A 20,880-nucleotide genomic window follows, 5' to 3' on the forward strand; every position below is an offset into this window, starting at 1 on the left:
TTTATCCTCGTTGCGCCCGCCAGCGAGACAGACGATGAGCAAACTCCGCCGCTGAAACGACCCGATCCCGTCCATCGTTCTCATCCAACACCGCAGGACGGCGTACCACAATGCAGGGGATACTCAGCGCCAGACAGGGGGCAACCTTTTGCAGATAGCCGCCCTCGGCGCCCGACTCCTTGGTTATCACCACATCGGGCTGGCAGAGCTCGTACAGCGCACGATTAAATTCGGCGCTGAACGGCCCGCACTGGGCAATGATCTGTTCAACCCCCAGCCCCAGCGCTTCGCACTGCGCCAGCACCGCAGCCGTTGGCAATACGCGCACCAGCAAATGCTTATCCGGCAGTTTTTGCCGGTATTCCGCCAGATCTTTACTGCCCGTGGTCAGCAACACCCGGGAACCAAGCGTTCCGGCCACCGCACATGCCGCATCCAGACTCGATACTTTGTGCAGCAACGGATGTTCGATAGCATCAATGTCACTCGGTCGCTGATAGCGGGTGAGCGGTAAGTGCAGACGATGGCAAGCGGTAGCCACATTACGGTGCAGCGCCTCGGCATACGGGTGGGAGGCATCAATCACCCAACGCACTTGCTGCACCGACAGGTAATCCGTCATTTCCTGCGCATTCATGCGGCCCACCACCACTTCACCGGCAATATTTCCCGCCAGCTGCCGGCCTGTTTCCGTCGCCACCGACAGCCGATAGCGCTCTCCCGATGCGTCCAGCACCTGACAAATCTGCCGGGCGTCGCTGGTGCCGCCAAAGATATGAATGACCGGACGGTTCAAAGTTCATAACCTCGCGGCGTGATCATCAAACCCTCCCGGCAATAGGTGGTTTTGTTCCCCACAATCACCAGACTGGTCATATCTACCGGGGAGAAATCCATGTCGCCAAAGGTGGTGATCCACTTCTCCTCTTTCTTGCGCCCCGCCGCTTTTACCACGCCCACCGGGGTATCGGGTGAAGTCCACGGTTTCATCAGTTCAAACGCGCGGGCCAAATGGCCTTCCCGGCCCCGACTGCGCGGATTATAAAAGCACACCACGAAATCAGCCTGTGCAGCGGCAATGATGCGTTTTTCGATCACCGGCCACGGCGTCAGTAAATCACTCAGGCTGATATGGCAAAAATCATGCATCAGCGGCGCGCCCAACAGCGATGCGGCGGCAATACTGGCCGTAATCCCCGCCACCAGACGGACCTCCAGATCCAACTGCTGCTGACTGACCAGTTCCAGCACCAATCCGGCCATGCCATAAATTCCGGCGTCGCCGCTGCTGATCAGCGCCACATTGCGGCCTGCCATTGCCAGCTCAATGGCTGTCTGACAGCGGTCGATCTCTTTGCACATCCCGGTTTTGATGACCTGTTTGTCTCCGGTCAACGGCTTCACCAGATGGGTATAAGTTTTGTAGCCCACCACGATTTCCGCTTCACGAATGGCGGCGATGGCCTCCTGCGTCATCATGGCTTCACTTCCCGGCCCAATGCCGATCACGGTTAACATTAATGCGATACTCCCAGGGTAATAGTGACCCCCTGCCGACGCAGGGTATTGCCAACCAGCTGGCCTTCACTCATCAGCCAGGCGACAGGCTGCGATACGCTGCCAACGCCGATGGTTTGACGGACAAACTCAGAAGAGGGGAAACGCGCTTCATGGCGCCGGAGCGCCTCAACGCTGAACCATTCAACGGAGACCTGCCAGCGTTGCGCCAGTTGATGTAACGCGGGCTCGTCTTTCTTGATCGTGACGCTGCCAATCGCTCGCAGCGACAGCGGATCGAAATGGTTTTCGGCCAGCTGCTGCGACAAGAGCGCGACCAGCGTTGGTAGAGCGGTGTTTCGCCGACAGCCAATCCCGGCCACTACGCGACGCGGCACCAGTTTATACATCGGCAGCGGCAATTCAGGCAGGCTATCGCGCAGGCTGACACAAACCAGTGCATCCAGCGTCGGCAGAGCCTCCAGATTCGCCACCGGAATGAAGCCGCGCACATCGCAACGATCGCGTTCGTCGTGTAGCGGCGCATCCCACCACAGACCGACTTTCTGCTCACTGACCAGCATCTGATTAACGGTTTTTACCGCATGACGAAAATCCCGCATCCCGGCATCCAGCTGTGTCGCCAGACTATCCAGCGCCGCCATCTGGTTAACATCCGTGGCGGTGGTAATCACCGGATCGGCGCCCAGCAGCCCCGCCAGATGACATGTCAATGCATTGGCTCCGCCAACGTGCCCGGACAGCAGGCTGATAACGTGTTGCCCCCGTTCATCAATCACCACCACGGCCGGATCGGTCAGTTTGTCATTCAATAACGGCGCAATCGTCCGTACCGTGATGCCTGCCGCCCCGATCACCACCAGCGCGGCGTAATGTTTAAACGCGTCGCGCAGGGTGTCGCCGAAACTGTCATTGAACGCGATAAATCCCGGCTCCCGCAGTTTTTCACTGGTAAAGCAGGTCAGCGGCGATAAATGCGCCCGTAAGCGTTGGGCCAGACGAACGCCGCCGGGCGTCAGACAAAACACCGCTATCGATTCAGGCTTGACGATATTCATGACTAAACCCTGCATCATAAAGTCGGGAATAGTGGTATTCCTCACCCAGAAAAGCGCCGACCAGAATCAGCGCGGTCTTGCGAATGGCCGCCGCCTTTACCTGTTCGGCAATATCGGCCAGCGTGCCGCGTACCGTTCGGGTTTCCGGCCAGGTCGCCTTGTACACCACCGCAACAGGTGTCGTTAGCGGATAGCCCCCCGCGACCAGCCGCGCAACCACGCCGTGAATGTCCTGTACCGACAGGAAGATCGCCATGGAAGTCTGATGGGCGGCAAAGGCTTCCAGCCGTTCCAGCGGCGGCATCGGCGTGCGGCCTTCTATGCGGGTAATAATCAGACTCTGCGCCACTTCCGGAACGGTATATTCCACCCCAAGCTGGGCCGCCGCCCCCAAAAACGCACTGACGCCCGGCACTGACACAAAACCAATCCCGTGTTCCGTCAACGCCTCGCCCTGTTCACGGATTGAGCCATATAGCGAGAGATCGCCGGTTTGTAATCGGACCACCAGTTTGCCGTCCCGGACACCGTTTACCATCAGCGCAATAATTTGCTCCAGCGTCATACCGGCACTGTCATGGCAGGCCGCGCCCGGCTGGCAATCGTCGAGCAATTCGGTATTGATCAGCGAGCCGGCGTAAATCACCACATCAGCCTGTCGCAGCAGGCGGTAGCCTTTCAGCGTAATCAGCTCGCGGTCTCCCGGCCCGGCCCCGACAAACCAGACTTTTTGCGTATCAAACGCCTTTCGGGTCGTGCTCTCATGTCGTGTCTTTTCCGGTTCAGACATGGTTTTGCTCCTTGCAGCAGGAAATAAGATAGGTGGGATTGCCGGGTTTAAAATAATGACCGCGGCCAAGCGGCGTCAGCGTGGAAGCCTGTAATTGCGTACATTCCAGCGAGGTCACGTTCAGCGACTGCAAATGCGCCAGCGCCGTATGCAGGTTATCCAGCAAAATAAACGTCAGTACCAGGCGGCCACCGGGAGACAGATGATCCAGCGCCCAGTCGATCAGCGCCGCCAGTTGCCCGCCGCTCCCGCCGATAAAGACGGCATCTGCGCTGTCCGTCAGCGGAAATGGCGCTTCCCCCGCGATAATGTCCACATTCCGGCAGCCCAAACGCCGGCAATTCTCCGTAATCAGCGCCAGCGCGGCCGGATTGCGCTCAATGGCCGTCACCTGTAGTTGCGAAAACCGCAACGCGGCTTCCAGCGCGACGCTTCCCGTTCCCGCGCCGACATCAATCAGGCGTCGCGCGCCGGTCAGTTCCAGCCGTTCCAACGCCAGCAGGCGAACCGGCTCTTTGGTCATCGGCACCCGTTGACCGCGTAAAAACTCGTCATCTCTCATTGAGGATCACCACCACGTTCATGTCATAGTGTTGCGCCACGTTATCCGGTTGTAGGCGATGAATACGTTCATCCGGCAGGGAAAGGTTTTCACCAATAATCAGCGTGCGCGTGAGCCGGCGTTGCAAAATGGCATTCGCAATCACCCGGGGGCCGATTCGCCCGTCCGTCACCATCGCCACCTTGTCATGTTGCAGAACCCAGTCGAAATCCGGTTCTCGCCCATGGCTGCTGGTGAGATAGATATCGTTCATATCCAGCGCTATGCGGGCGCACAAATACTGTACGGCGCTGATGCCGGGAATAATTCGCAGCGACTGCGCGCCGAAATGGGATGAAAGCCGCTTGCCGATGCCATATAGCAGCGGATCGCCCGATGCCAGCACCACGATATCCCGCTGCCGCTGCCCGGCGAGCCACGCCACCAGCGCGGGAAGATCGGCATCCAGCCGTCGGGTTTGTCCGCGGAAATCGGGAAATATCGCCAGATGCCGCACGCCGCCGACCAGAACGTCGGCGGCGGCAATCGCAAGCTGCGCTTCCGGCGTCAGGTGCGCAAGCGATCCGGGTCCAATGCCTACCACGGTAATCATCGTAGCGCCTCCACAATATCCTTAAGCGCCCGGCTGCTTCCCAGCACCTGATTGTCAAACGAAAACAAAATGGCATCGATAGCCGGCGGCTCGACGGAGAAGCGCAGCATGTCGTTTATCCGCTCACAAATACGCTGGGTAATACGCTCATACACCGACTGGAAACCATGCTCCGCAATCAGCTCCATCGCGGCTTCTGTGGTATCGCACTGATTGACCGCCAGCAGTAAATCATGCGGGGCGCCGAGCAAGGCCAGATGGGCAATCAGCGTTTCCATACGGCCATCAGCAATATGGCTGTGGGTATGAAAGATCCCGGCGGCAACCTTGATCAGCTTGCCGGGGTGGCCAATCAACACCACGTGGCGAAATTTGAGCCGTACCGTCTCCTGCAACATGTAGCCCACAAAGTTGCTCATGGTGACCACCCGTTGACTATCCAGCCCGAGCTGTTCGCGGACAAAGCGTTCGCCGTGGTTGCCGGGCACCAGAATCACTTTGTCCATCCCTGCGGCGCGCTTCATTTCCAGCTCCAGCGCCAGCGAGCGTTTCCAGCTCTCTTCCGACATGGGAGTCACAATACCGGTGGTGCCAATGATGGAAATCCCACCGAGGATACCCAATCGGCCGTTGTAGGTTTTTTTGGCCCGCGCCTCGCCCTCCGGGGCAAAAATCGTGATTTCCGCCCCGCGCGATGGACCAATCACGTCACGTACCGCCGCTTCAATGGTTTGCAACGGCGTGCGATTAATCGCCGGGCTGCCGATGGGCAACCCGATGCCTTTACGCGTGACCGTACCGACGCCTTCCCCCCCGGTAATATGGATTTCGCCACGATCGCACAAGATGACGCGGGCAAAAATCAGCATGCCGTGCGTCGCATCGACATCGTCTCCGCCGTCCTTACGAATGGCCGCCGTAGCCTGCTGTCCTTCAATCAGCGGCTGCTCCACGTTGAGATACAGCGTAACGCCTGACGGGGTGACAATCGAAACCTGATCGATGACCTGCTGACGCAGTATCATCAGCGCCGCCACTTTAGCCGCCGCGGTCGCGCACGAGCCGGTGGTATAGCCCGTCCGGTATTGCTTTCCGTTATGCCAGACGGTATCCATCTGCGTATCGACGCTCACCGTTCCTCCCGTATCCGATACAGAATGGCGTTCACAATGGCGGCGGCGACATTACTGCCGCCTTTGCGGCCCGCCGCCGCAATACAGGGAATATCGCTGTGAATCAGCGCATCCTTTGATTCCGCCGCTCCGACAAATCCGACTGGAACGCCAATCACCGCCAGCGGCGTCGCCCGTTTTTCCGATGAACGCTCCAGTAGCCTGAATAGCGCCGTGGGGGCATTACCGAATACAAACAGTTTATCTCCGGCCTCTTCCAGCGCGATATCCACCGCGGCCATGGAACGCGTTATGTTTTCGGCGTTTGCCCGCGCCACCACGCGCGGATCGCTGATAAAACAGCGGCATTCGCATCCCAGTTGCGCCAGCAGCGTTTTATTTATTCCCGACAGCGCCATGGTGGTATCGGTATAGAGGAGACAGCCGGCACGCAGCCCTGCCGTAATCCGCTCCAGCGCCGTCGGCGAGAACCACAACACATCCAGCCAGTCAAAATCCGCCGTGGTGTGGATCACCCGCTTGATGATCGCCTCCTGCATCCGATCGACAAAGCGATAGCCGGGATACTCACGGGCGATGATGTCGCCGATAATCTCAAAACTTTGCTGCTCAATTTGCCGGGGTTGCTGGAGATAATTCATCGAATTTCCCTATTTTATAAGGCTAAAAGTTCTATATGGCGAGAGCGGCTGACAGCAACAGATACGCCAGAGCGAACAGCAGCAGCGCCAGAAGCGAAGCCACTTTCATCAGATTGATGCTGCGGGGAATATCGCTCAGTGCGATTTCCCGGCCTTCATCACCGATCCACGGTTTCTCTACCCGCTCACCAAAATAATTATTCGGGCCACCGAGCCGCACGCCGAGCGCCCCGGCTACCGTGGCTTCCGACCAGGCGCAGTTGGGGCTGGAGTGCTGATAACGATCGCGCCAGCCAATGCGCAGCGCCTGCCGATAGTCGGCTTTCAGCAACCAGGCGGCGGCACTCAGCAACAGCCAGCTCAGCCGGGCGGGAATGAGGTTCGCCACATCGTCCATCCGGGCAGAAACATAGCCAATCGCCCGATATTTCGGATTCTTGTAGCCCACCATCGAATCCAGCGTGTTAACAGCCTTGTAAGCCATCGCCAGCGGCGCACCGCCGAGCAGCAGGAAAAACAGGGGGGCAATCACGCCATCCACGCTGTTTTCTGCCACGGTTTCCACCACGGCACGGGTTATCTGCGGTCTTTCCAGCTGTGAGGTGTCACGTCCGACAATCCACGATAGCTGGCGGCGACTGTCCTCCAGCGAACCGTGTTGTAATGCCTGATGTACCGCCATCGCGGCATCGCTCAGGCTACGCCCCGCCAGCAGGGTGTAAATCATCCAGACTTCCGCCAGCCAGCCCAGCCACGGATGGATGATGTTCATCAGGACCAGCCCTCCCCAGCTCAACAACCAGGTCAGCCCGACCACGACCAGCCATAGCACCGCTCCACCCAGTCGGAGCGAACGCTCACTGTGACAACAGGCGCGGATGCGGGTTTGCAGCCATGAAATCAGATTGCCAATCCAACGCACCGGATGCGGCCAATGCGGCGGATCGCCCAGCCAGTAGTCAAGCAGGAATGCGGCAAACCAGGCGCTCAGCGTCATTGCGCCTCCTTTACACAAGAACGCCTGGCGCTGACGAACCAGCGGTCAAGCAGGCCCGGACGCTGAGCAAAATGGAGATGAAGATAGCTGGCACAGGTCTGTTGAAGCTGATATCCCCCCTGCCACCGTTTGATTACCGCGCCATCACGCAATTTTGCGCAGTTAAAGCTGGGAGAGAGCGAGGTGGAAAAATCGGAATAATGAAATTCATGGCCGCGCAGTATATCGCCGCGCGCCGCCAACAACGTATCCGTCAGGGCCTGAGCCTGACAGTAGCCAAAGCGGGTCAGCCGTTTTCCCATCCGGCTTTCACCAGGCAGAATACCGCTCATGCGATGACGCTGACCGTCCGCATCCGTCAGCCCATCCCCCAGATACATCAACCCGCCACATTCGGCATAGATCGGAATATTACGCCGATGCGTATCCTGTAAGGCATCGCGCATCGCGGTATTGGCCGCGAGTCGGGCGGCATAAATCTCAGGATAACCGCCGCCGATATAAACCATCTGACAGCGGGGAAGCTGACGATCGTGGATCGGACTAAAGCGCCGGATGCGCACGCCGGCCTGCTCCAGCAGGTCAAGATTATCCTGATAGTAGAAATTGAAGGCTTCATCATCCGCCAGCGCCAGCGTCAGCGTCAGTCCTTCAGCCAGTTCAGGGGCGGACAAGGCGGGTAATTCGCCATCGGGTAACCGAACGTCGCGGCACAGGGTCAGCAGGCGGTCCAGATCGATGGTTTCCTCAATTTGCTGCGCCAGTTTCCGCCAGCGACGATCGTCACCCGCCGATTGTTTTTGATGAGGTTGTCTTTGATAAGATTGTTTTTGATAAGATTGTTCCTGAGCGGGGATCAAACCAAGATGACGGGAAGGCAGCTCGATATCTGCCATAACGGGTAAACGCCCCAGAACCGGAATACCACAATAGTGCTCAATGGCATGACGGAGCAGTTCGTAGTGTTCTGCTGAATTCACGCGATTCACTATCACACCGGCAATGGTCAAATCGGGGTCAAACTGACGAAATCCCATCACCGTCGCCGCCACTGACGTGGATACCGCCTTACCATCCACCAGCAAAATTACCGGACAGCCAAGCTGTTTAGCCATGGCCGCCGTACTGCAATAGTTCGGATCCGTGCCGTAGCCATCAAACAATCCCATCACACCTTCGATCACGGCGACATCGGCATGACGCATACGCTGGTTATACAGGCCGTTAAGCGTCGCCGCGGGAAGCATAAACGCATCCAGATTACGTGATGTAACGCCACATACGGTGCTATGCCAACCACTGTCCAGGTAGTCAGGCCCGACCTTGAAGGGCTGTACCGTCAACCCGCGTCGCATCAACGCCCGCAGGATCCCGAGCGTGACAGTCGTTTTGCCGCAGCCGCTGCCGGTACCCGCGATAACCAATGCGGTTTTATTTCGCCCCTGACTGACTGACGCGTTCTTATGTTGTTCTTGTGCACCCGGCATAAAAAATCCCGACATCATCGGCCGGGAAAGGTTATGTCGCAGAGTACGCAAAAGCGGCATTGCCGCTGCACGCATCGGACGACCACCCGCTTCCCACCGAAGGAGCTGAATCTGTCATCGTCAGGTCGGTCTTCTGGCTTAGCGTCACTCTTCCCCGTCCCTTCCCAATCACAGCGATCAGTGGGTTTTTACGGGGTCGTCGGCATCACAGCAGCGGGGGCTGCGGGGGATTTACACCCCCTTCCCAGTTGTCATGCGTCATGACAACATGCAGAACCGGGCAGTCTTTTTCCATGCCCGCTTCTAACCTGACAACACTATCCCCGTCATACTTCGTGTTGGCTTTCCTGCAACCCGAATTATTCAGGGTATATATTGATTAATTTCCTACATGTTTTATCTCTCTATTTACAGCGTTATCAAATGCGCCCTGATACTGATGATAACAGCCTGTGCGCCGCCATCATGACAAATCGGCCCAAAAGTTAGCCATAAATCGTTAAAGCAGAGTTGCTAATCTGAATCATACTGAATTCTGGTATTGATCTTTTGATGTCATGCATAAATTGAAGAGGAAAATCGCAATGCAAAATGTACGTGGCTTTGCTGCACTGGACTCCACCAGCCCATTGGTTCCACATCAGTTTGTCCGCCGTGACCCGCGAGAAAACGATGTGGTTATTGATATCGTCTACTGCGGCGTCTGTCATTCAGACATTCATATGGCTCGTAACGAGTGGAAAAACAGCCTGTATCCGATTGTGCCGGGACACGAAATCATCGGGAAAGTCGTCAGCGTTGGTAAAGCGGTGGATCGTTTCAAAGCAGGCGACTGGGTCGGCGTAGGCTGTATGGTGGACTCCTGTCAACAGTGCGATGCCTGCGATGAAGGGCTGGAACAATATTGCGAAGAAGGGCCTACGCTTACCTACGGCGGTTTCGATCGCCACGATAGTCTGCCAACCTTCGGGGGCTACTCTGAACGCATCGTCGTCTCCGACAAATTTGTGCTGAGTATGCCGGAAGCGCTGGACATGAAATCCGCCGCGCCGCTGCTGTGCGCCGGTATCACGACCTATTCGCCGTTGAAACACTGGAATGTTGGCCCCGGTGATAATGTCGCCATTGTGGGATTGGGCGGTCTGGGACACATGGGGCTGAAATTCGCCAAAGCGCTGGGCGCAAATGTCACCCTCTTCACCCGTTCTCCAGGCAAAGAGCAGGAAGCCCGCCGCCTGGGCGCCGATCGTGTGGTCATTTCTACCGATCCGACACAGATGGAGAGTGTTATCAATCACTTTGACATTATTCTTGATACCGTACCAATGCAGCACGATCTCAATCCTTATCTGACCACGTTAAAGCGTGACGGCACGCTGATTCTGGTGGGATTGATCGAACCCATTGAACCAACCGTGCATAGCGCGCCGCTGGTGATGGGGCGTAAGGCTATCGCCGGCTCGCTGATTGGCGGCATTGAAGAAACGCAGGAAATGGTGGATTTCTGCGCCGAGCATGGCATTAGCTGTGACGTTGAGATGATCGATATGCAGGATATCAACACGGCATACGAGAGAATGTTAAAAAGTGACGTGCACTATCGATTTGTCATCGATATGGCATCATTAACATCCAGTTTCGCCGGGTAAGCGCCATGCCGGTGGACGCCGGGCATTGACGGCCATTTCTTCGCTTATGGTATGCTGACCCCATCGCAATCAGGGATCTAACCAAAACATCATGAGCGAACATGGCGGTAATGTGCTGGAGATGGCGCTGAAAATCGGCGTTAATGCCGATGAAATTATCGACTTCAGCGCCAACATCAATCCATTGGGCATGCCGGCGTCGCTGAAAGCGGCGATCGCCAGCCAACTCGAACGCGCCGAGCATTATCCTGACGTGGAATACCGCGATCTTCATGCCGCCCTCGCCCGCGCTCATGGCTGTTCACCTGAGCATATCATGGCCGGCAACGGGGCAACGGAGCTGATCTATGCGGTCGTCCAATATCTTCAGCCTCGCCGGGCGCTGCTGCTGACGCCAGGGTTCGCGGAATATCGCCGGGCCTTACAGCGCATGGGTTGCGCCATTGATGATTATGCCATGTCGGCAAAGGACGGTTTTCAGCCTGATGTCCGGCTGCTGGCCGCGCTGGATAAGACTCACTATGACTGCCTGTTTATCGCCACCCCCAATAATCCCACGGGACTGATGCCTGATAGCGCGCTGTTGCAGGCGATTGTCGAACGCTGTCATCAGCGCAATACCGCGCTGATCGTTGACGAAGCGTTTATCGACTTTCTGCCCGACGCTCCGGGTCTGATCCCCCAGCTAATGACCTTTCCCCAACTGTATATCCTGCGCTCCCTGACCAAATTTTTCGCGATCCCCGGTCTGCGACTGGGTTATCTGGTCAGCGCCGATCGGCGTGCAATCCAGACCATGAAACAATCACGGGAACCGTGGACCATTAATGCCTTTGCCGCGCTGGCGGGGGAAACCATGCTGGACGATACGCCTTATATCGCCGCGACCCATCGCTGGCTGGCAGAGGCGCAGCAGTGGCTCTATCGGGAACTGAGCGCGATGCCCGAACTGCAAGTATGGCAGCCCGCCGCCAACTATATTTTCCTGCATTTCCTGCGCCCGGAAATTCCGCTTCAGCAGGCGCTGTTAGCGCACCGGCTGCTGATCCGCGCCTGTGCCAACTATCCCGGTCTGACGGCCAATTATTATCGGGTTGCCATCAAAAGCATGGCCGACAATCAGCGGCTGGTGGCTGCGCTGCATCAGGTGTTCGGTCATGGCTGACGCACGTTGCCCCGCGTCCTGCGGTGAATTGATTCAGGGATGGATTCTCGGCGGTGAAAAACTGATCTCCTGCCCGGTGAACTGGTTCAGTCATGTCTCCGTCACGGACGGTCAGCCCGATGGCCCCGAGCGACCGCGCATGCGGCAAATGTTAAATAGCGTTATTGCTCATCTTGGCCTGCCTGCGGATACCGGACGCGGATTACGCATTGAATTTACCTCCACGATCCCTGTCGCTAAAGGCATGGCCAGCAGTACTGCCGATATCGCCGCCACCGCACAGGCAACGGCCCGTCATCTCGGCACAATACTGGATGAAGCAACCCTCGCCACACTGTGCGTTCAACTGGAACCCACCGACAGCACGCTGTTTCGCCAGTTGACGCTGTTCGATCATCAAACGGCTCATACGCAAATTGCCTGCGACTGGCAGCCTTCGGTGGATATTCTGCTACTGGAAAGCCCATACACGCTGGATACGGCGAACTATCATCGCCTCGATCGTCAGTCGTCGTTACTGGACAATGCCGATGTGTTGGAAAAGGCCTGGCGTCTGTTTTGCGCGGCGGCGGCTAAACAGGATAATGCCCGGCTCGGAGAAGCCTGTACGCTGAGCGCAATCGCCAGCCAGCAGATACTGACCAAACCCGCTTTCAGCGATTTACTGGCCGTGGTTGAAGACGCCGGGATACATGGTTTGAACGTCGCTCACAGCGGCAGCGTAGTGGGGTTACTGCTCGACAGACGCATACACGATGTGGAAAAACTCATCTGGCAATTACAACAGCGTAATATTACCCGTCATTATCTCAATCACTATCTGCTGCCGATGGTTGCTGGCGGCGTGCGATAACGCCTCCCGCCGTCACTCTGCGACTGCGCGAAGTGACGGCGGCGGTGATTGATTAATCACGCGTGATATTCGTGGGGGATAGTTGCTTTGGGAAGAAAATCAACGCGGCGCCATATGACTACCACCGCCACCGCCGTGACCGCCGCCGCCATGACCACCGCCACCGGGAGGTGGGAACAGGCAGCCGCTCAATGCAGTAATTAGCGTGATCACTCCGATTATTTTAAATATACGACTCATGCAGACCTCTGTGTAATAAGAACGATGTTGCAGGCGAATCATAAAGAGGCGGACAGCAGCAAACAATGCAGAATAATCTTGAAGAGAACTTTATAAACAATTGGTTACATTCACATACTCATTCCTGTTCCAACCCAAACGGCTTCTTTAAATCGTTTATCGCGACAGACTCTCTCAGCGCTATCTCACCTTGCCGTTCAATTTTCTGGCAGGGCTCCGCTTTCTGTCCGCCGGCCATTTTGCAGCCGATGATGGCGGATCAGAAACATGTCATCACCGCACCGCCCATTTCCTGCGCTCTGGCGGGAAACAGGCAAAAAAAAGCTCTTCATCACCGGTGCACAAACCGGGAATGAAGAGCCTGTTAGCATGACGTCAGATATCGAGATCTCTACCGTATTACTTATTCGTCACACCATATAGCGGATTACGACGCTGCAACATCTGTCCACCATCACGCGTCAACGGCACCCATCCAACAGCACCGCGCTTCACGGTTGGTTCGGTGAACAGCAGGTCAAACGGTATCGAGATATAGAAACCTTTTGTAAAGCTGCCTTCCCCGTATTCGCTCGAACTGACGTCCGTTTTAGTGGCAAATGCGCCAGCAATGATACCGCTGTCAAAGCGGCGGGACAGATCAATCGTTACCCCTTTATCCCCTGCCAGATAACGGCCGACACTGACCTTCGCCAGCGCCCCTTCCACAAACGGCAATTCCCAGTAGGCGGTCAGATGCCCGGTCACCACGTCGTAATCGGCCATCCTCATGACGTCGTTCCAGTCACGCTGTTTCACGTAGTTGACATCCATCCCCAGCGCCCAACTTTTACCAAACGGCCGATACAAGACTTCAGAACCGACGCCGGCATACATCATTTCCAGATAACCGCCATACACCTGGGTGTACCAATCCTGCGCCGGATTATCCATACGGGTTAATTGCAGATTGGTCAGCAGTAAATCAGAAGAGGTGACATATTCCCGGATCCAGGTCCTGACGCGCGGCAATGATGTGCCGTCCGCCGGCGGGGTTGTATAATTGAACTTATCGTAATTATCCAACAGATTCAGCGACGCCGATCCGCCGATTGACCAGTGGTCCGTCAGGCGATAATCAACACTGCCGGCCAGAGCGACCTGATACATATAGAATGATTCAGGCCCGCCAATCGATTGGGTCAATGTGGGTTCCAGCGAATAGGAAAAACGCTGCGGTTCAGTATGCAATACCTGCTGACCACGGATCTCGGCCACAGGCTCCGCACGATGCGTTTCCGGTTCCGCTTGCCCTAACGGCGTGGCCGCCTGCTGCACCTGATGGAACGCCCTGGCATCCACCTGCGTACTGGCTATCGGCAAACGCTGGCTACGCTGCACGATGTGATATTCGCTGACATCTTCGGGTACATGGTTCGCCAGCACCGTCGCGGCGCGCAAAGATGCTTCATCGCTATCGCGATATTTATCCTGCTGGGCCACCACCGTCACTTGATGCCGATCGGCATAAATATCAGCTTCTCTATACCCGGCTTTGTCGTCCAGCTCTTTTGCCACCTGCTGCCAGTTGGTTCCTTTTCCGTCATGAACAGGGGCATAAACCGGCGGAGCATTATCAAGATGCGTCGGTTTCAGGCTGTCAAAATTGGTCCTCAGGGTAAAACCCCACATCAGGGTATTACCGCGCTGCCAGGAGAGCGTCGTGTCCAACACATCCCCTACGCGGTACACCATACCGATGTTAAGAGGCGAATCCTGCTTGATTTTCTCACTGCGGCCACGATCGGCAGCTTCATTACTGTAATCGTTACCCTCATATTCCAGCTTCAGACGGAGCGGGTCCCACGGCGTTTGATATTCGATCCCTGCGAACAACGCTGCCGGGCCGTGGAAAAAGTTCTTAACTTCAAATTGCCCGCCGCCCGTTTTATAAGAATCACTGCGCTGGCAGAAACTATCTTTCAGAGAGCAGGCGGGATTCTTGATATTGCCGCTTTCGGCCATATTGCCCCAGCCCATGCCAAGGGTGAAATCAAACGGCCCCAGCCGCTTACTGGCCACCAGATATTCACTGTCGAATAATCCTGTTCCGGCAATATCACGGAATCCTATTGACACATCGGGTAGCCAGTAGCTTTCCTGCCACAGTCTGGCTTTCAGATCGAAGGCTTTGTCCTTATAGGTTTGATCACCGCTGAAATCAACATTACTACTATAAGAGCGTGTGCGAATATCGGTATAACGCACCGTCGTTTCCAGCCAGTCAAACAACTGTAGCGAAACCGAATAGCGACGATATTCATCGTTATCACGGTAGTTCACGCTGAACTCCCCGGTTTCCGCCATACGCGCCGTCGGCATTTGCAATAAACCGGTGCCGCCAAAGTCGGACTGCGAGACACCGGCAGGTTGAAAGCGGGTATTCTGGTTGGTCGCGCTGCCATCTGTCGCTTCGGCAGCCATCGCCTGAGCACTCAAAATGCTGCCAATTGCCAACGACAGACAGCCAAGTTTAAAGTTCCTGTTTTTTGTCATTAGAATGGGATCCGGTTAGCAAGATAGTCAGCAAGTTGATCGTTTAGCGAGGCCATGTCATCCGGCAACTTTGACGGATCAAAACCAATAAACAGCGTTTCTCCTGCGGCAGGCTCAATATGCCGGCGATTCCACAACGCCAGCGGCACCTTACGCCATGTACCATCACCGCCAATCAAATAGCCGAAACTGTTATCTGCGCCGGCCAACAATCGTTTACCCGCGATGTAACGTTCGATTGACCATCCAGACCGAAGCGCTACGCGGCCGGAGGTTTCCAATTCGCCGACATCGGCTGACGTATTCAACAAACCAATCAATGAAAAGTTGTCGGCATACAGCGGCACATACAGTGCGTATTCTCCTACCAGCGGGCGATTATTTTTCAGGTGAACCCGCACCCGATCGGGGTCGAGTTCAGTGTGAATTCGACCGGCAACGTTGATCGGTTCCAACGTTTTACGCAGCAACCACGCCGATATCGCCAGATCGCCATCGCCTGAATTACGCCAACGCGTTTCCAACTCCGCCAGTTTCTCGCCCAGCTTATCGCCCTGTTCATACGTTTTCTGCGTGGTGGCAAAATCTGAAATCAACGCCGCTTGCCAGTTTACATTTGGCGGAAAAGCCACCTGCTCATAAAATTTTTCAAGACGCGTACCCTCTTCCAGCTTAACAACCGCAAGCGTTTGCTGCGGATCTTTGACGGTTAGCTGGGCGGCTGTCGCTACGCCGGAAACCAGCAGCAACAAGGTAGCCATACGAGTGAGTGCCAACATTTAAGCCCCTTATTGTACGTATGGTTTTAATACGGTGAATTTCACCAATGCCATGTCAGGCCCCATATACTGATAGCTCTGCACCACCTGTCCATTCGCCGGCTCAATCCAGTAGCTATTGGTATAGCTTTCATTCAGCGCCGGCACGGTAACCTGCTCATCAAAACGCACCAGCTCACGAGGTTTATCCAGAATGGTCAGCGTTTCTTTACCACGGGAACGGAATACCGACGTGATCTCATAGCCGCCCCGGAACACCTGAGCCCACTCAACGCGGCTTTGCCACGTCATCGGCGTGGTTGATTCCAGTAATCCCAGTGCCAGTGGGTCCTGCCCAAGATTACTGACATACGTAATATCTTCACCAAATCCCTGGGTTTTTATCAGCCGACCATGCTGCGTTACGACCATATTCTTGTCAGCGGCAATCCATTTCAATTGTTCCTGCTCAGCAAACGCCAATACCACAAAAGCCTGCGGCGCCTTGCCTACTTTCAGATAGGCGGACGCATAAGGGGTATTTTGCACCTGACTGGCGGTAACGTGGATGTCATCCTGTCCCAGAAAGGCCAGCCTGGCCGTTTTTCCCAACGATTCCATCTTCTGGGAACAGCCCATCAAAAGAAAGGGGGAAATAGATATGGCAATCAATGCTTTCGTTCTTGCCATTCGTTTTATTGTTGTCATCGAATGAAATTCCCGCCGAACAGCGCGATCCAGAAAAAGAAAGGCCACCGAAGTGGCCTTGGGATTTACACGAAATTATTGAGTAATCGTTGTGGTGCTGGTGCTGGTAGCAGAACCACCATCATCGTTCTCAGCAACGGCAATAGCGATACCCGCAGCCACAGCGGCAGCGGCACCAATAGCAATCCAACCGGTGGTACCAGCAGCAACGCCGGACCCTGCGGCGCCAGCAGCGCCGCCAGTGTTAGAAACACCATCAACAGCAAACGCATTAGACGACATAGCCAGTACTGCGGCCAGTGCAATTAACGTTTTCTTCATTACGATTTCCTTTTTTGAATATGAAGTACTTCAGGGGGAGATATCGCCAGTTCGACCATACCCCGACCTTCATTCCGACCAGACCATAAGTAGGGTATAACTCCCTATTCTACCGTTAGTCAGCCGAGACTGGGGAGCCTCCCAGCCGTGCATACAGGTGCATGGCAGTAAAAACCGCTCCAAACAGAGAACCGAGGCGCCTGCCTCAGATCAATTTTCGCAACACCGTTAAAAATAGCAAGATTTTGACATAATAGACAATGAAGATAGTGGCGAAAATGAAAGTTGGCTTAAGCAAACTTGCAAAAAGAAGGTGAAAAACACTATAACAATCTGAATGATAAGAATATAAACCGCATTTTAAGCAAAAACGCCAGATATATCCTAATCTGGCGTTTTTATCTAACCACTCTCGTTGCATAAGCAACAGATTACATTATTCCAGCCACTCGGTGTGGAATACACCTTCTTTATCCGTACGTTTGTATGTATGCGCACCGAAATAGTCACGCTGAGCCTGAATCAGGTTAGCGGGCAATACCGCGGAACGATAGCTATCATAGTACGCAATAGCCGCGGAGAACGTTGGCGTGGGAATACCCTGTTGAACAGCATAGGACACCACATCACGCAGCGCTTGCTGATATTCGTCGGCGACTTTCTTGAAATAAGGCGCCAGCAACAGGTTGGCGATATCGGCCTTTTGCTCATAGGCATCGGTAATTTTTTGCAGGAACTGCGCGCGAATAATACAACCCGCGCGGAAAATTTTGGCGATCTCACCGTAGTTGAGATCCCAGTGGTTCTCTTCCGATGCGGCTTTTAACTGAGAGAACCCCTGCGCATAGGAGACGATCTTGCCCAGATACAGTGCACGACGCACTTTCTCAACGAACTCGGCCTTATCGCCGCGGAACGCCTGCGCCGTAGGCCCAGTCAGGACTTTAGACGCCGCCACGCGCTGATCTTTCAGAGAAGACAAATAGCGGGCAAAGACAGACTCGGTGATCAACGACAGCGGTTCACCCAAATCCAGAGAGCTTTGGCTGGTCCACTTGCCCGTACCTTTGTTTGCCGCTTCATCCAGAATCACGTCAACCAGATATTTCCCGTCTTCGTCTTTTTTGGTAAAGATATCAGCAGTGATTTCAATCAAATAGCTGCTCAGTTCACCTTTATTCCATTCGGAGAAGGTTGATGCCAACTCATCATTACCCAGATTCAATGCCTGTTTCAATAGCGCATAGGCTTCGGCAATCAGCTGCATGTCACCGTACTCGATGCCGTTGTGAACCATTTTCACATAGTGACCAGCCCCATCCGCGCCAATGTAGGTGACACAGGCTTCGCCTTCGGCGCGCGCCGCGATTTTTTCCAGGATCGGCGCAACCAGCTCATAGGCTTCTTTCTGACCACCCGGCATGATAGAAGGCCCCTTCAGCGCGCCCTCCTCACCACCGGAAACGCCAGTGCCAATGAAGTTAAAGCCTTCTGCGGACAGCTCACGGTTACGACGAATAGTATCTTTATAGAAGGTGTTGCCGCCATCAATGAGGATATCGCCCTTCTCCAGATACGGCTTCAAAGATTCGATGGTTTTATCGGTCGCTTCTCCGGCTTTTACCATCAACAGAATACGACGCGGTTTTTCCAGGGATTCAACAAACTCTTCGACGGTGTAACACGGAACCAGTTTTTTGCCTGGATTTTCTGCAATAACCTCGTCGGTTTTATCTGAAGAACGGTTAAAGATGGAAACGGTATAGCCACGGCTTTCAATATTCAGCGCCAGATTGCGCCCCATCACCGCCATACCGACAACGCCAATTTGCTGTTTGGACATTAAAGCAACTCCTGTCTGAAGGATAACCTGCCCGCCGCCGCAAACACGTGAGTTGCAAACCCGCAGGCAATTAAAAACAGGCTCACATGGTAACTCAGCTTTACGTGAGTGGGTAGTGATTGGTTTAATCGCCACACCCCGTGATTTTATCCCGTACCTTTTCCATTTTTCGCTGAGATTTTGCCGTTTTATTAAAGGGTTGCGTAAGATGCGGAAAACGACTTATTGCACGCTCCCGTTTACCTTCAACTGAATGCGCAGAGATAAAATATAGAGATCGAATGTTATCAACTGAAAATCAGTCTTATTGGGACAGATCCCCAGTTGGTATGGAGGAAGGAACCAACCGCCTCAGGCTATTTCAGGATAAACAGTCGTTGCAGTTCGCGTCGGTTACGAGCCCCCGTTTTACGATACAAATTCTTCAGGTGCGTACGTATGGTGTTAACGCTTAAATTAAGCTGTGCGCCGATCCGCTCATTATTCATGCCAACGCCCACCAATGCGGCAACGGCCTGCTCGGCAGGCGTAATCTTTTTATTCCCCTCGTCTAGCCGTTTCTGGCGGACAACCGGTTGCTCTTTCAACAACGGGGCATAGAGCATGCGGGCAAATATGCGCGTCTGGGACAGCTGTGCTTTAATACTAATACTTTCATTCGTTTGATTTTTACCGGATTGCTGAATACCCCACACGGCCACCGGCAATCCTAAAGAGCGGATCACCGACACCATGGTCACACCACCGACGCCGACCAGCCGCGGCGTTACGTTCAGCTCTTTTTCTATGGCATCCGAAAGGATTCGGATCACGGGAGAACTACCCGGCGTAATCGGCGCATCCGGGGTAATTTCTACATAGCCAAAAGCAAAAATCACCTTCTCTTTCTTTTCAATCAGCCGCGCCAACTGCTGAAGATCGTCCATCACCGGTTCCAGCGCGCAATTCGGCATTAAACGAATATCCAGATAAAACACAAAATTCGCCGGAACATGATTCAGGCCGGTACAGTTGGTTTCCGAATGCGTGGGCGTAATGGTTGACATCGGCGGAAAAAAGAAAGGATCCGGGCAGGCATAACGCCGGCGCACATGTTTCAGGCGAGAAATAAATCGCGCGGCGGCCTCAAAACAATTTGGGCCTTCACTAAAACCGGCGTGATATTCCCGCCCACGAACATCAATACGTACCCAGGCGTTACGTTTCTCGCCAATTTCGATAATGCTGCCATTTTCATTGCCATAATCCGGCACCACGATCAAATCGTCAGCGCGAAACAGGTTCGGCGTCTTATTGAGAATATGGCCGATACCTTTGGTGTAATCGGTAATTCCTGCGCTGGTGAATACCACGCCAATGCCCATCGGCGGCGTGATATTCAATTGCTTGACCGCCTTTAGCAATAACAAGGCCGATACAATCCCCTGATTATTATCTTCCACCCCCCGACCATAAAGGCGGTCGCCATCAATGCGCAGCGTGAAAGGATCGCTAATCCAATTTTCCACAGGGCCTGGCGCAGCGACATCCATATGCGTCACCAGCCAGAGCGTCTGTTTGCATCCTGCCGGCAAATAATGCGCCACCAGATTCGGACGTAATTTGTTGTGGGCCTGAAGATCCAATGCATCCATACGTTGCACCCGGCATAATCCATTATGATAAAGCCAGTTTTCTATCCAACGGGCCTTTATTTCTTCACCCTCCCCGCCGTGTTCGGGATTAATTGCCGGGCGACAGACCAATTCCCGGTGTAACCCCACCACTTCACCTTCCTGCTGCACAATAAAATTTAACAATTTATTCATAAAAAAATAACCATTGCAGAAAGAATGAAAGGTATCAACATCAATATGTTGGCCCGCACAACAGCGTTTTACCGTGATCGCCCACATACTGTAAATACAAAAAATCAATTTCACCCCCACTTGACGACATTTCCCCTCTTCTGGGAGGTGATATTGGTGTTTAAAAAAACAAAAACACTTAAAAAACAAAATATTAAATAACATTTCGAGGGGGTGATATCT

20 protein-coding genes and 1 riboswitch are annotated in these 20,880 nt (G+C 54.5%); of the genes, 3 read left to right on the forward strand and 17 right to left on the reverse strand.

Features of this window, described 5'->3' with window-relative positions:
* Position 1: 1 nt before the first annotated feature.
* From B4923_RS06720 to B4923_RS06765, 10 genes are read right to left on the reverse strand one after another with little or no spacing between them, the layout of a single operon-like run.
* Positions 2-796, reverse strand: a complete 795-nt coding sequence (locus tag B4923_RS06720; protein WP_109053585.1) for a cobalt-precorrin-6A reductase — start codon at positions 794-796, stop codon at positions 2-4.
* Positions 793-1,518, reverse strand: coding sequence for a precorrin-3B C(17)-methyltransferase (locus B4923_RS06725; RefSeq protein WP_109053586.1), 726 nt, complete (start codon positions 1,516-1,518; stop codon positions 793-795). Before B4923_RS06725 ends, B4923_RS06720 begins: the two co-directional genes overlap by 4 nt.
* Positions 1,518-2,576: a cobalt-precorrin 5A hydrolase gene (cbiG, locus tag B4923_RS06730; RefSeq protein ID WP_109053587.1), complete on the reverse strand. Its 1,059-nt coding sequence runs from the start codon at positions 2,574-2,576 to the stop codon at positions 1,518-1,520. Before cbiG ends, B4923_RS06725 begins: the two co-directional genes overlap by 1 nt.
* Entirely contained in the window at positions 2,557-3,366 is an 810-nt protein-coding gene (locus tag B4923_RS06735; protein ID WP_109053588.1) for a cobalt-precorrin-4 methyltransferase, read from the reverse strand. The genes cbiG and B4923_RS06735 overlap by 20 nt, the downstream gene beginning before the upstream one ends.
* Positions 3,359-3,928, reverse strand: a complete 570-nt coding sequence (locus B4923_RS06740; protein ID WP_109053589.1) for a decarboxylating cobalt-precorrin-6B (C(15))-methyltransferase — start codon at positions 3,926-3,928, stop codon at positions 3,359-3,361. Before B4923_RS06740 ends, B4923_RS06735 begins: the two co-directional genes overlap by 8 nt.
* On the reverse strand, positions 3,918-4,520 hold the full coding sequence (locus tag B4923_RS06745; RefSeq protein ID WP_109053590.1) for a cobalt-precorrin-7 (C(5))-methyltransferase: 603 nt from the start codon (positions 4,518-4,520) through the stop codon (positions 3,918-3,920). The genes B4923_RS06740 and B4923_RS06745 overlap by 11 nt, the downstream gene beginning before the upstream one ends.
* Positions 4,517-5,635: a cobalt-precorrin-5B (C(1))-methyltransferase CbiD gene (gene cbiD, locus B4923_RS06750; protein WP_109053720.1), complete on the reverse strand. Its 1,119-nt coding sequence runs from the start codon at positions 5,633-5,635 to the stop codon at positions 4,517-4,519. Before cbiD ends, B4923_RS06745 begins: the two co-directional genes overlap by 4 nt.
* Positions 5,636-5,649: 14 nt before the next feature.
* Positions 5,650-6,294 (reverse strand): cobalt-precorrin-8 methylmutase, encoded by a 645-nt coding sequence (locus B4923_RS06755; protein ID WP_109053591.1) that lies wholly within the window; start codon positions 6,292-6,294, stop codon positions 5,650-5,652.
* Positions 6,295-6,325: 31 nt separating this feature from the next.
* Complete coding sequence (gene cbiB / locus B4923_RS06760) at positions 6,326-7,291, reverse strand: adenosylcobinamide-phosphate synthase CbiB (RefSeq protein WP_109053592.1); 966 nt, start codon at positions 7,289-7,291, stop codon at positions 6,326-6,328.
* Positions 7,288-8,778 (reverse strand): cobyrinic acid a,c-diamide synthase CobB, encoded by a 1,491-nt coding sequence (locus B4923_RS06765; protein WP_109053721.1) that lies wholly within the window; start codon positions 8,776-8,778, stop codon positions 7,288-7,290. The genes cbiB and B4923_RS06765 overlap by 4 nt, the downstream gene beginning before the upstream one ends.
* Positions 8,779-8,884: 106 nt before the next feature.
* A riboswitch (cobalamin riboswitch) is annotated at positions 8,885-9,074 on the reverse strand.
* Between the two features lie 288 nt (positions 9,075-9,362).
* Here B4923_RS06765 and B4923_RS06770 point away from each other — a divergent pair.
* The 3 genes from B4923_RS06770 (at position 9,363) to B4923_RS06780 (ending at position 12,445) form a co-directional block, all read left to right on the forward strand.
* Entirely contained in the window at positions 9,363-10,427 is a 1,065-nt protein-coding gene (locus tag B4923_RS06770) for an NAD(P)-dependent alcohol dehydrogenase (protein WP_109053593.1), read from the forward strand.
* Positions 10,428-10,518: 91 nt separating this feature from the next.
* Complete coding sequence (gene cobD, locus B4923_RS06775; RefSeq protein WP_109053594.1) at positions 10,519-11,592, forward strand: threonine-phosphate decarboxylase CobD; 1,074 nt, start codon at positions 10,519-10,521, stop codon at positions 11,590-11,592.
* Positions 11,585-12,445 carry a GHMP family kinase ATP-binding protein gene (locus B4923_RS06780; RefSeq protein ID WP_109053595.1) on the forward strand — a complete coding sequence of 287 codons (861 nt, stop codon included), beginning with the start codon at positions 11,585-11,587 and terminating at the stop codon, positions 12,443-12,445. Before cobD ends, B4923_RS06780 begins: the two co-directional genes overlap by 8 nt.
* Before the next feature lie 99 nt (positions 12,446-12,544).
* Here B4923_RS06780 and B4923_RS20865 read toward each other — a convergent pair whose 3' ends face one another.
* From B4923_RS20865 to B4923_RS06815, 7 genes are all read right to left on the reverse strand, one after another.
* On the reverse strand, positions 12,545-12,685 hold the full coding sequence (locus tag B4923_RS20865) for a hypothetical protein (RefSeq protein ID WP_170116024.1): 141 nt from the start codon (positions 12,683-12,685) through the stop codon (positions 12,545-12,547).
* A 399-nt stretch (positions 12,686-13,084) separates the two neighbouring features.
* Positions 13,085-15,220, reverse strand: coding sequence for a YjbH domain-containing protein (locus tag B4923_RS06790; RefSeq protein WP_109053597.1), 2,136 nt, complete (start codon positions 15,218-15,220; stop codon positions 13,085-13,087).
* Positions 15,220-15,999 carry a capsule biosynthesis GfcC family protein gene (locus B4923_RS06795; protein ID WP_109053598.1) on the reverse strand — a complete coding sequence of 260 codons (780 nt, stop codon included), beginning with the start codon at positions 15,997-15,999 and terminating at the stop codon, positions 15,220-15,222. The genes B4923_RS06790 and B4923_RS06795 overlap by 1 nt, the downstream gene beginning before the upstream one ends.
* A gap of 9 nt (positions 16,000-16,008) precedes the next feature.
* Positions 16,009-16,686, reverse strand: coding sequence for a YjbF family lipoprotein (locus tag B4923_RS06800; RefSeq protein WP_170116025.1), 678 nt, complete (start codon positions 16,684-16,686; stop codon positions 16,009-16,011).
* A gap of 65 nt (positions 16,687-16,751) precedes the next feature.
* Positions 16,752-16,958, reverse strand: coding sequence for a hypothetical protein (locus B4923_RS06805; protein ID WP_170116026.1), 207 nt, complete (start codon positions 16,956-16,958; stop codon positions 16,752-16,754).
* A gap of 485 nt (positions 16,959-17,443) precedes the next feature.
* Positions 17,444-18,850, reverse strand: coding sequence for an NADP-dependent phosphogluconate dehydrogenase (gene gndA, locus B4923_RS06810; protein ID WP_109053601.1), 1,407 nt, complete (start codon positions 18,848-18,850; stop codon positions 17,444-17,446).
* Between the two features lie 356 nt (positions 18,851-19,206).
* A complete protein-coding gene (locus B4923_RS06815; RefSeq protein ID WP_170116027.1) occupies positions 19,207-20,658 on the reverse strand; it encodes a M20 family metallo-hydrolase in 1,452 nt (483 codons plus the stop codon).
* Between the last annotated feature and the right edge of the window lie 222 nt (positions 20,659-20,880).

This window comes from Brenneria roseae subsp. americana (assembly GCF_003115815.1).
Lineage (GTDB): Bacteria > Pseudomonadota > Gammaproteobacteria > Enterobacterales > Enterobacteriaceae > Brenneria > Brenneria roseae.

Excerpts from the sequence above, each read along its gene's own strand:
- B4923_RS06725 (WP_109053586.1), bottom strand. The coding sequence starts at position 1,518 with ATGTTAACCGTGATCGGCATTGGGCCGGGAAGTGAAGCCATGATGACG.
- cbiG (WP_109053587.1), bottom strand. The coding sequence starts at position 2,576 with ATGAATATCGTCAAGCCTGAATCGATAGCGGTGTTTTGTCTGACGCCC.
- B4923_RS06735 (WP_109053588.1), bottom strand. The coding sequence starts at position 3,366 with ATGTCTGAACCGGAAAAGACACGACATGAGAGCACGACCCGAAAGGCG.
- B4923_RS06740 (WP_109053589.1), bottom strand. The coding sequence starts at position 3,928 with ATGAGAGATGACGAGTTTTTACGCGGTCAACGGGTGCCGATGACCAAA.
- B4923_RS06745 (WP_109053590.1), bottom strand. The coding sequence starts at position 4,520 with ATGATTACCGTGGTAGGCATTGGACCCGGATCGCTTGCGCACCTGACG.
- cbiD (WP_109053720.1), bottom strand. The coding sequence starts at position 5,635 with ATGGATACCGTCTGGCATAACGGAAAGCAATACCGGACGGGCTATACC.
- B4923_RS06755 (WP_109053591.1), bottom strand. The coding sequence starts at position 6,294 with ATGAATTATCTCCAGCAACCCCGGCAAATTGAGCAGCAAAGTTTTGAG.
- cbiB (WP_109053592.1), bottom strand. The coding sequence starts at position 7,291 with ATGACGCTGAGCGCCTGGTTTGCCGCATTCCTGCTTGACTACTGGCTG.
- B4923_RS06765 (WP_109053721.1), bottom strand. The coding sequence starts at position 8,778 with ATGCCGGGTGCACAAGAACAACATAAGAACGCGTCAGTCAGTCAGGGG.
- B4923_RS06770 (WP_109053593.1), top strand. The coding sequence starts at position 9,363 with ATGCAAAATGTACGTGGCTTTGCTGCACTGGACTCCACCAGCCCATTG.
- cobD (WP_109053594.1), top strand. The coding sequence starts at position 10,519 with ATGAGCGAACATGGCGGTAATGTGCTGGAGATGGCGCTGAAAATCGGC.
- B4923_RS06780 (WP_109053595.1), top strand. The coding sequence starts at position 11,585 with ATGGCTGACGCACGTTGCCCCGCGTCCTGCGGTGAATTGATTCAGGGA.
- B4923_RS20865 (WP_170116024.1), bottom strand. The coding sequence starts at position 12,685 with ATGAGTCGTATATTTAAAATAATCGGAGTGATCACGCTAATTACTGCA.
- B4923_RS06790 (WP_109053597.1), bottom strand. The coding sequence starts at position 15,220 with ATGACAAAAAACAGGAACTTTAAACTTGGCTGTCTGTCGTTGGCAATT.
- B4923_RS06795 (WP_109053598.1), bottom strand. The coding sequence starts at position 15,999 with ATGTTGGCACTCACTCGTATGGCTACCTTGTTGCTGCTGGTTTCCGGC.
- B4923_RS06800 (WP_170116025.1), bottom strand. The coding sequence starts at position 16,686 with ATGACAACAATAAAACGAATGGCAAGAACGAAAGCATTGATTGCCATA.
- B4923_RS06805 (WP_170116026.1), bottom strand. The coding sequence starts at position 16,958 with ATGCGTTTGCTGTTGATGGTGTTTCTAACACTGGCGGCGCTGCTGGCG.
- gndA (WP_109053601.1), bottom strand. The coding sequence starts at position 18,850 with ATGTCCAAACAGCAAATTGGCGTTGTCGGTATGGCGGTGATGGGGCGC.
- B4923_RS06815 (WP_170116027.1), bottom strand. The coding sequence starts at position 20,658 with ATGAATAAATTGTTAAATTTTATTGTGCAGCAGGAAGGTGAAGTGGTG.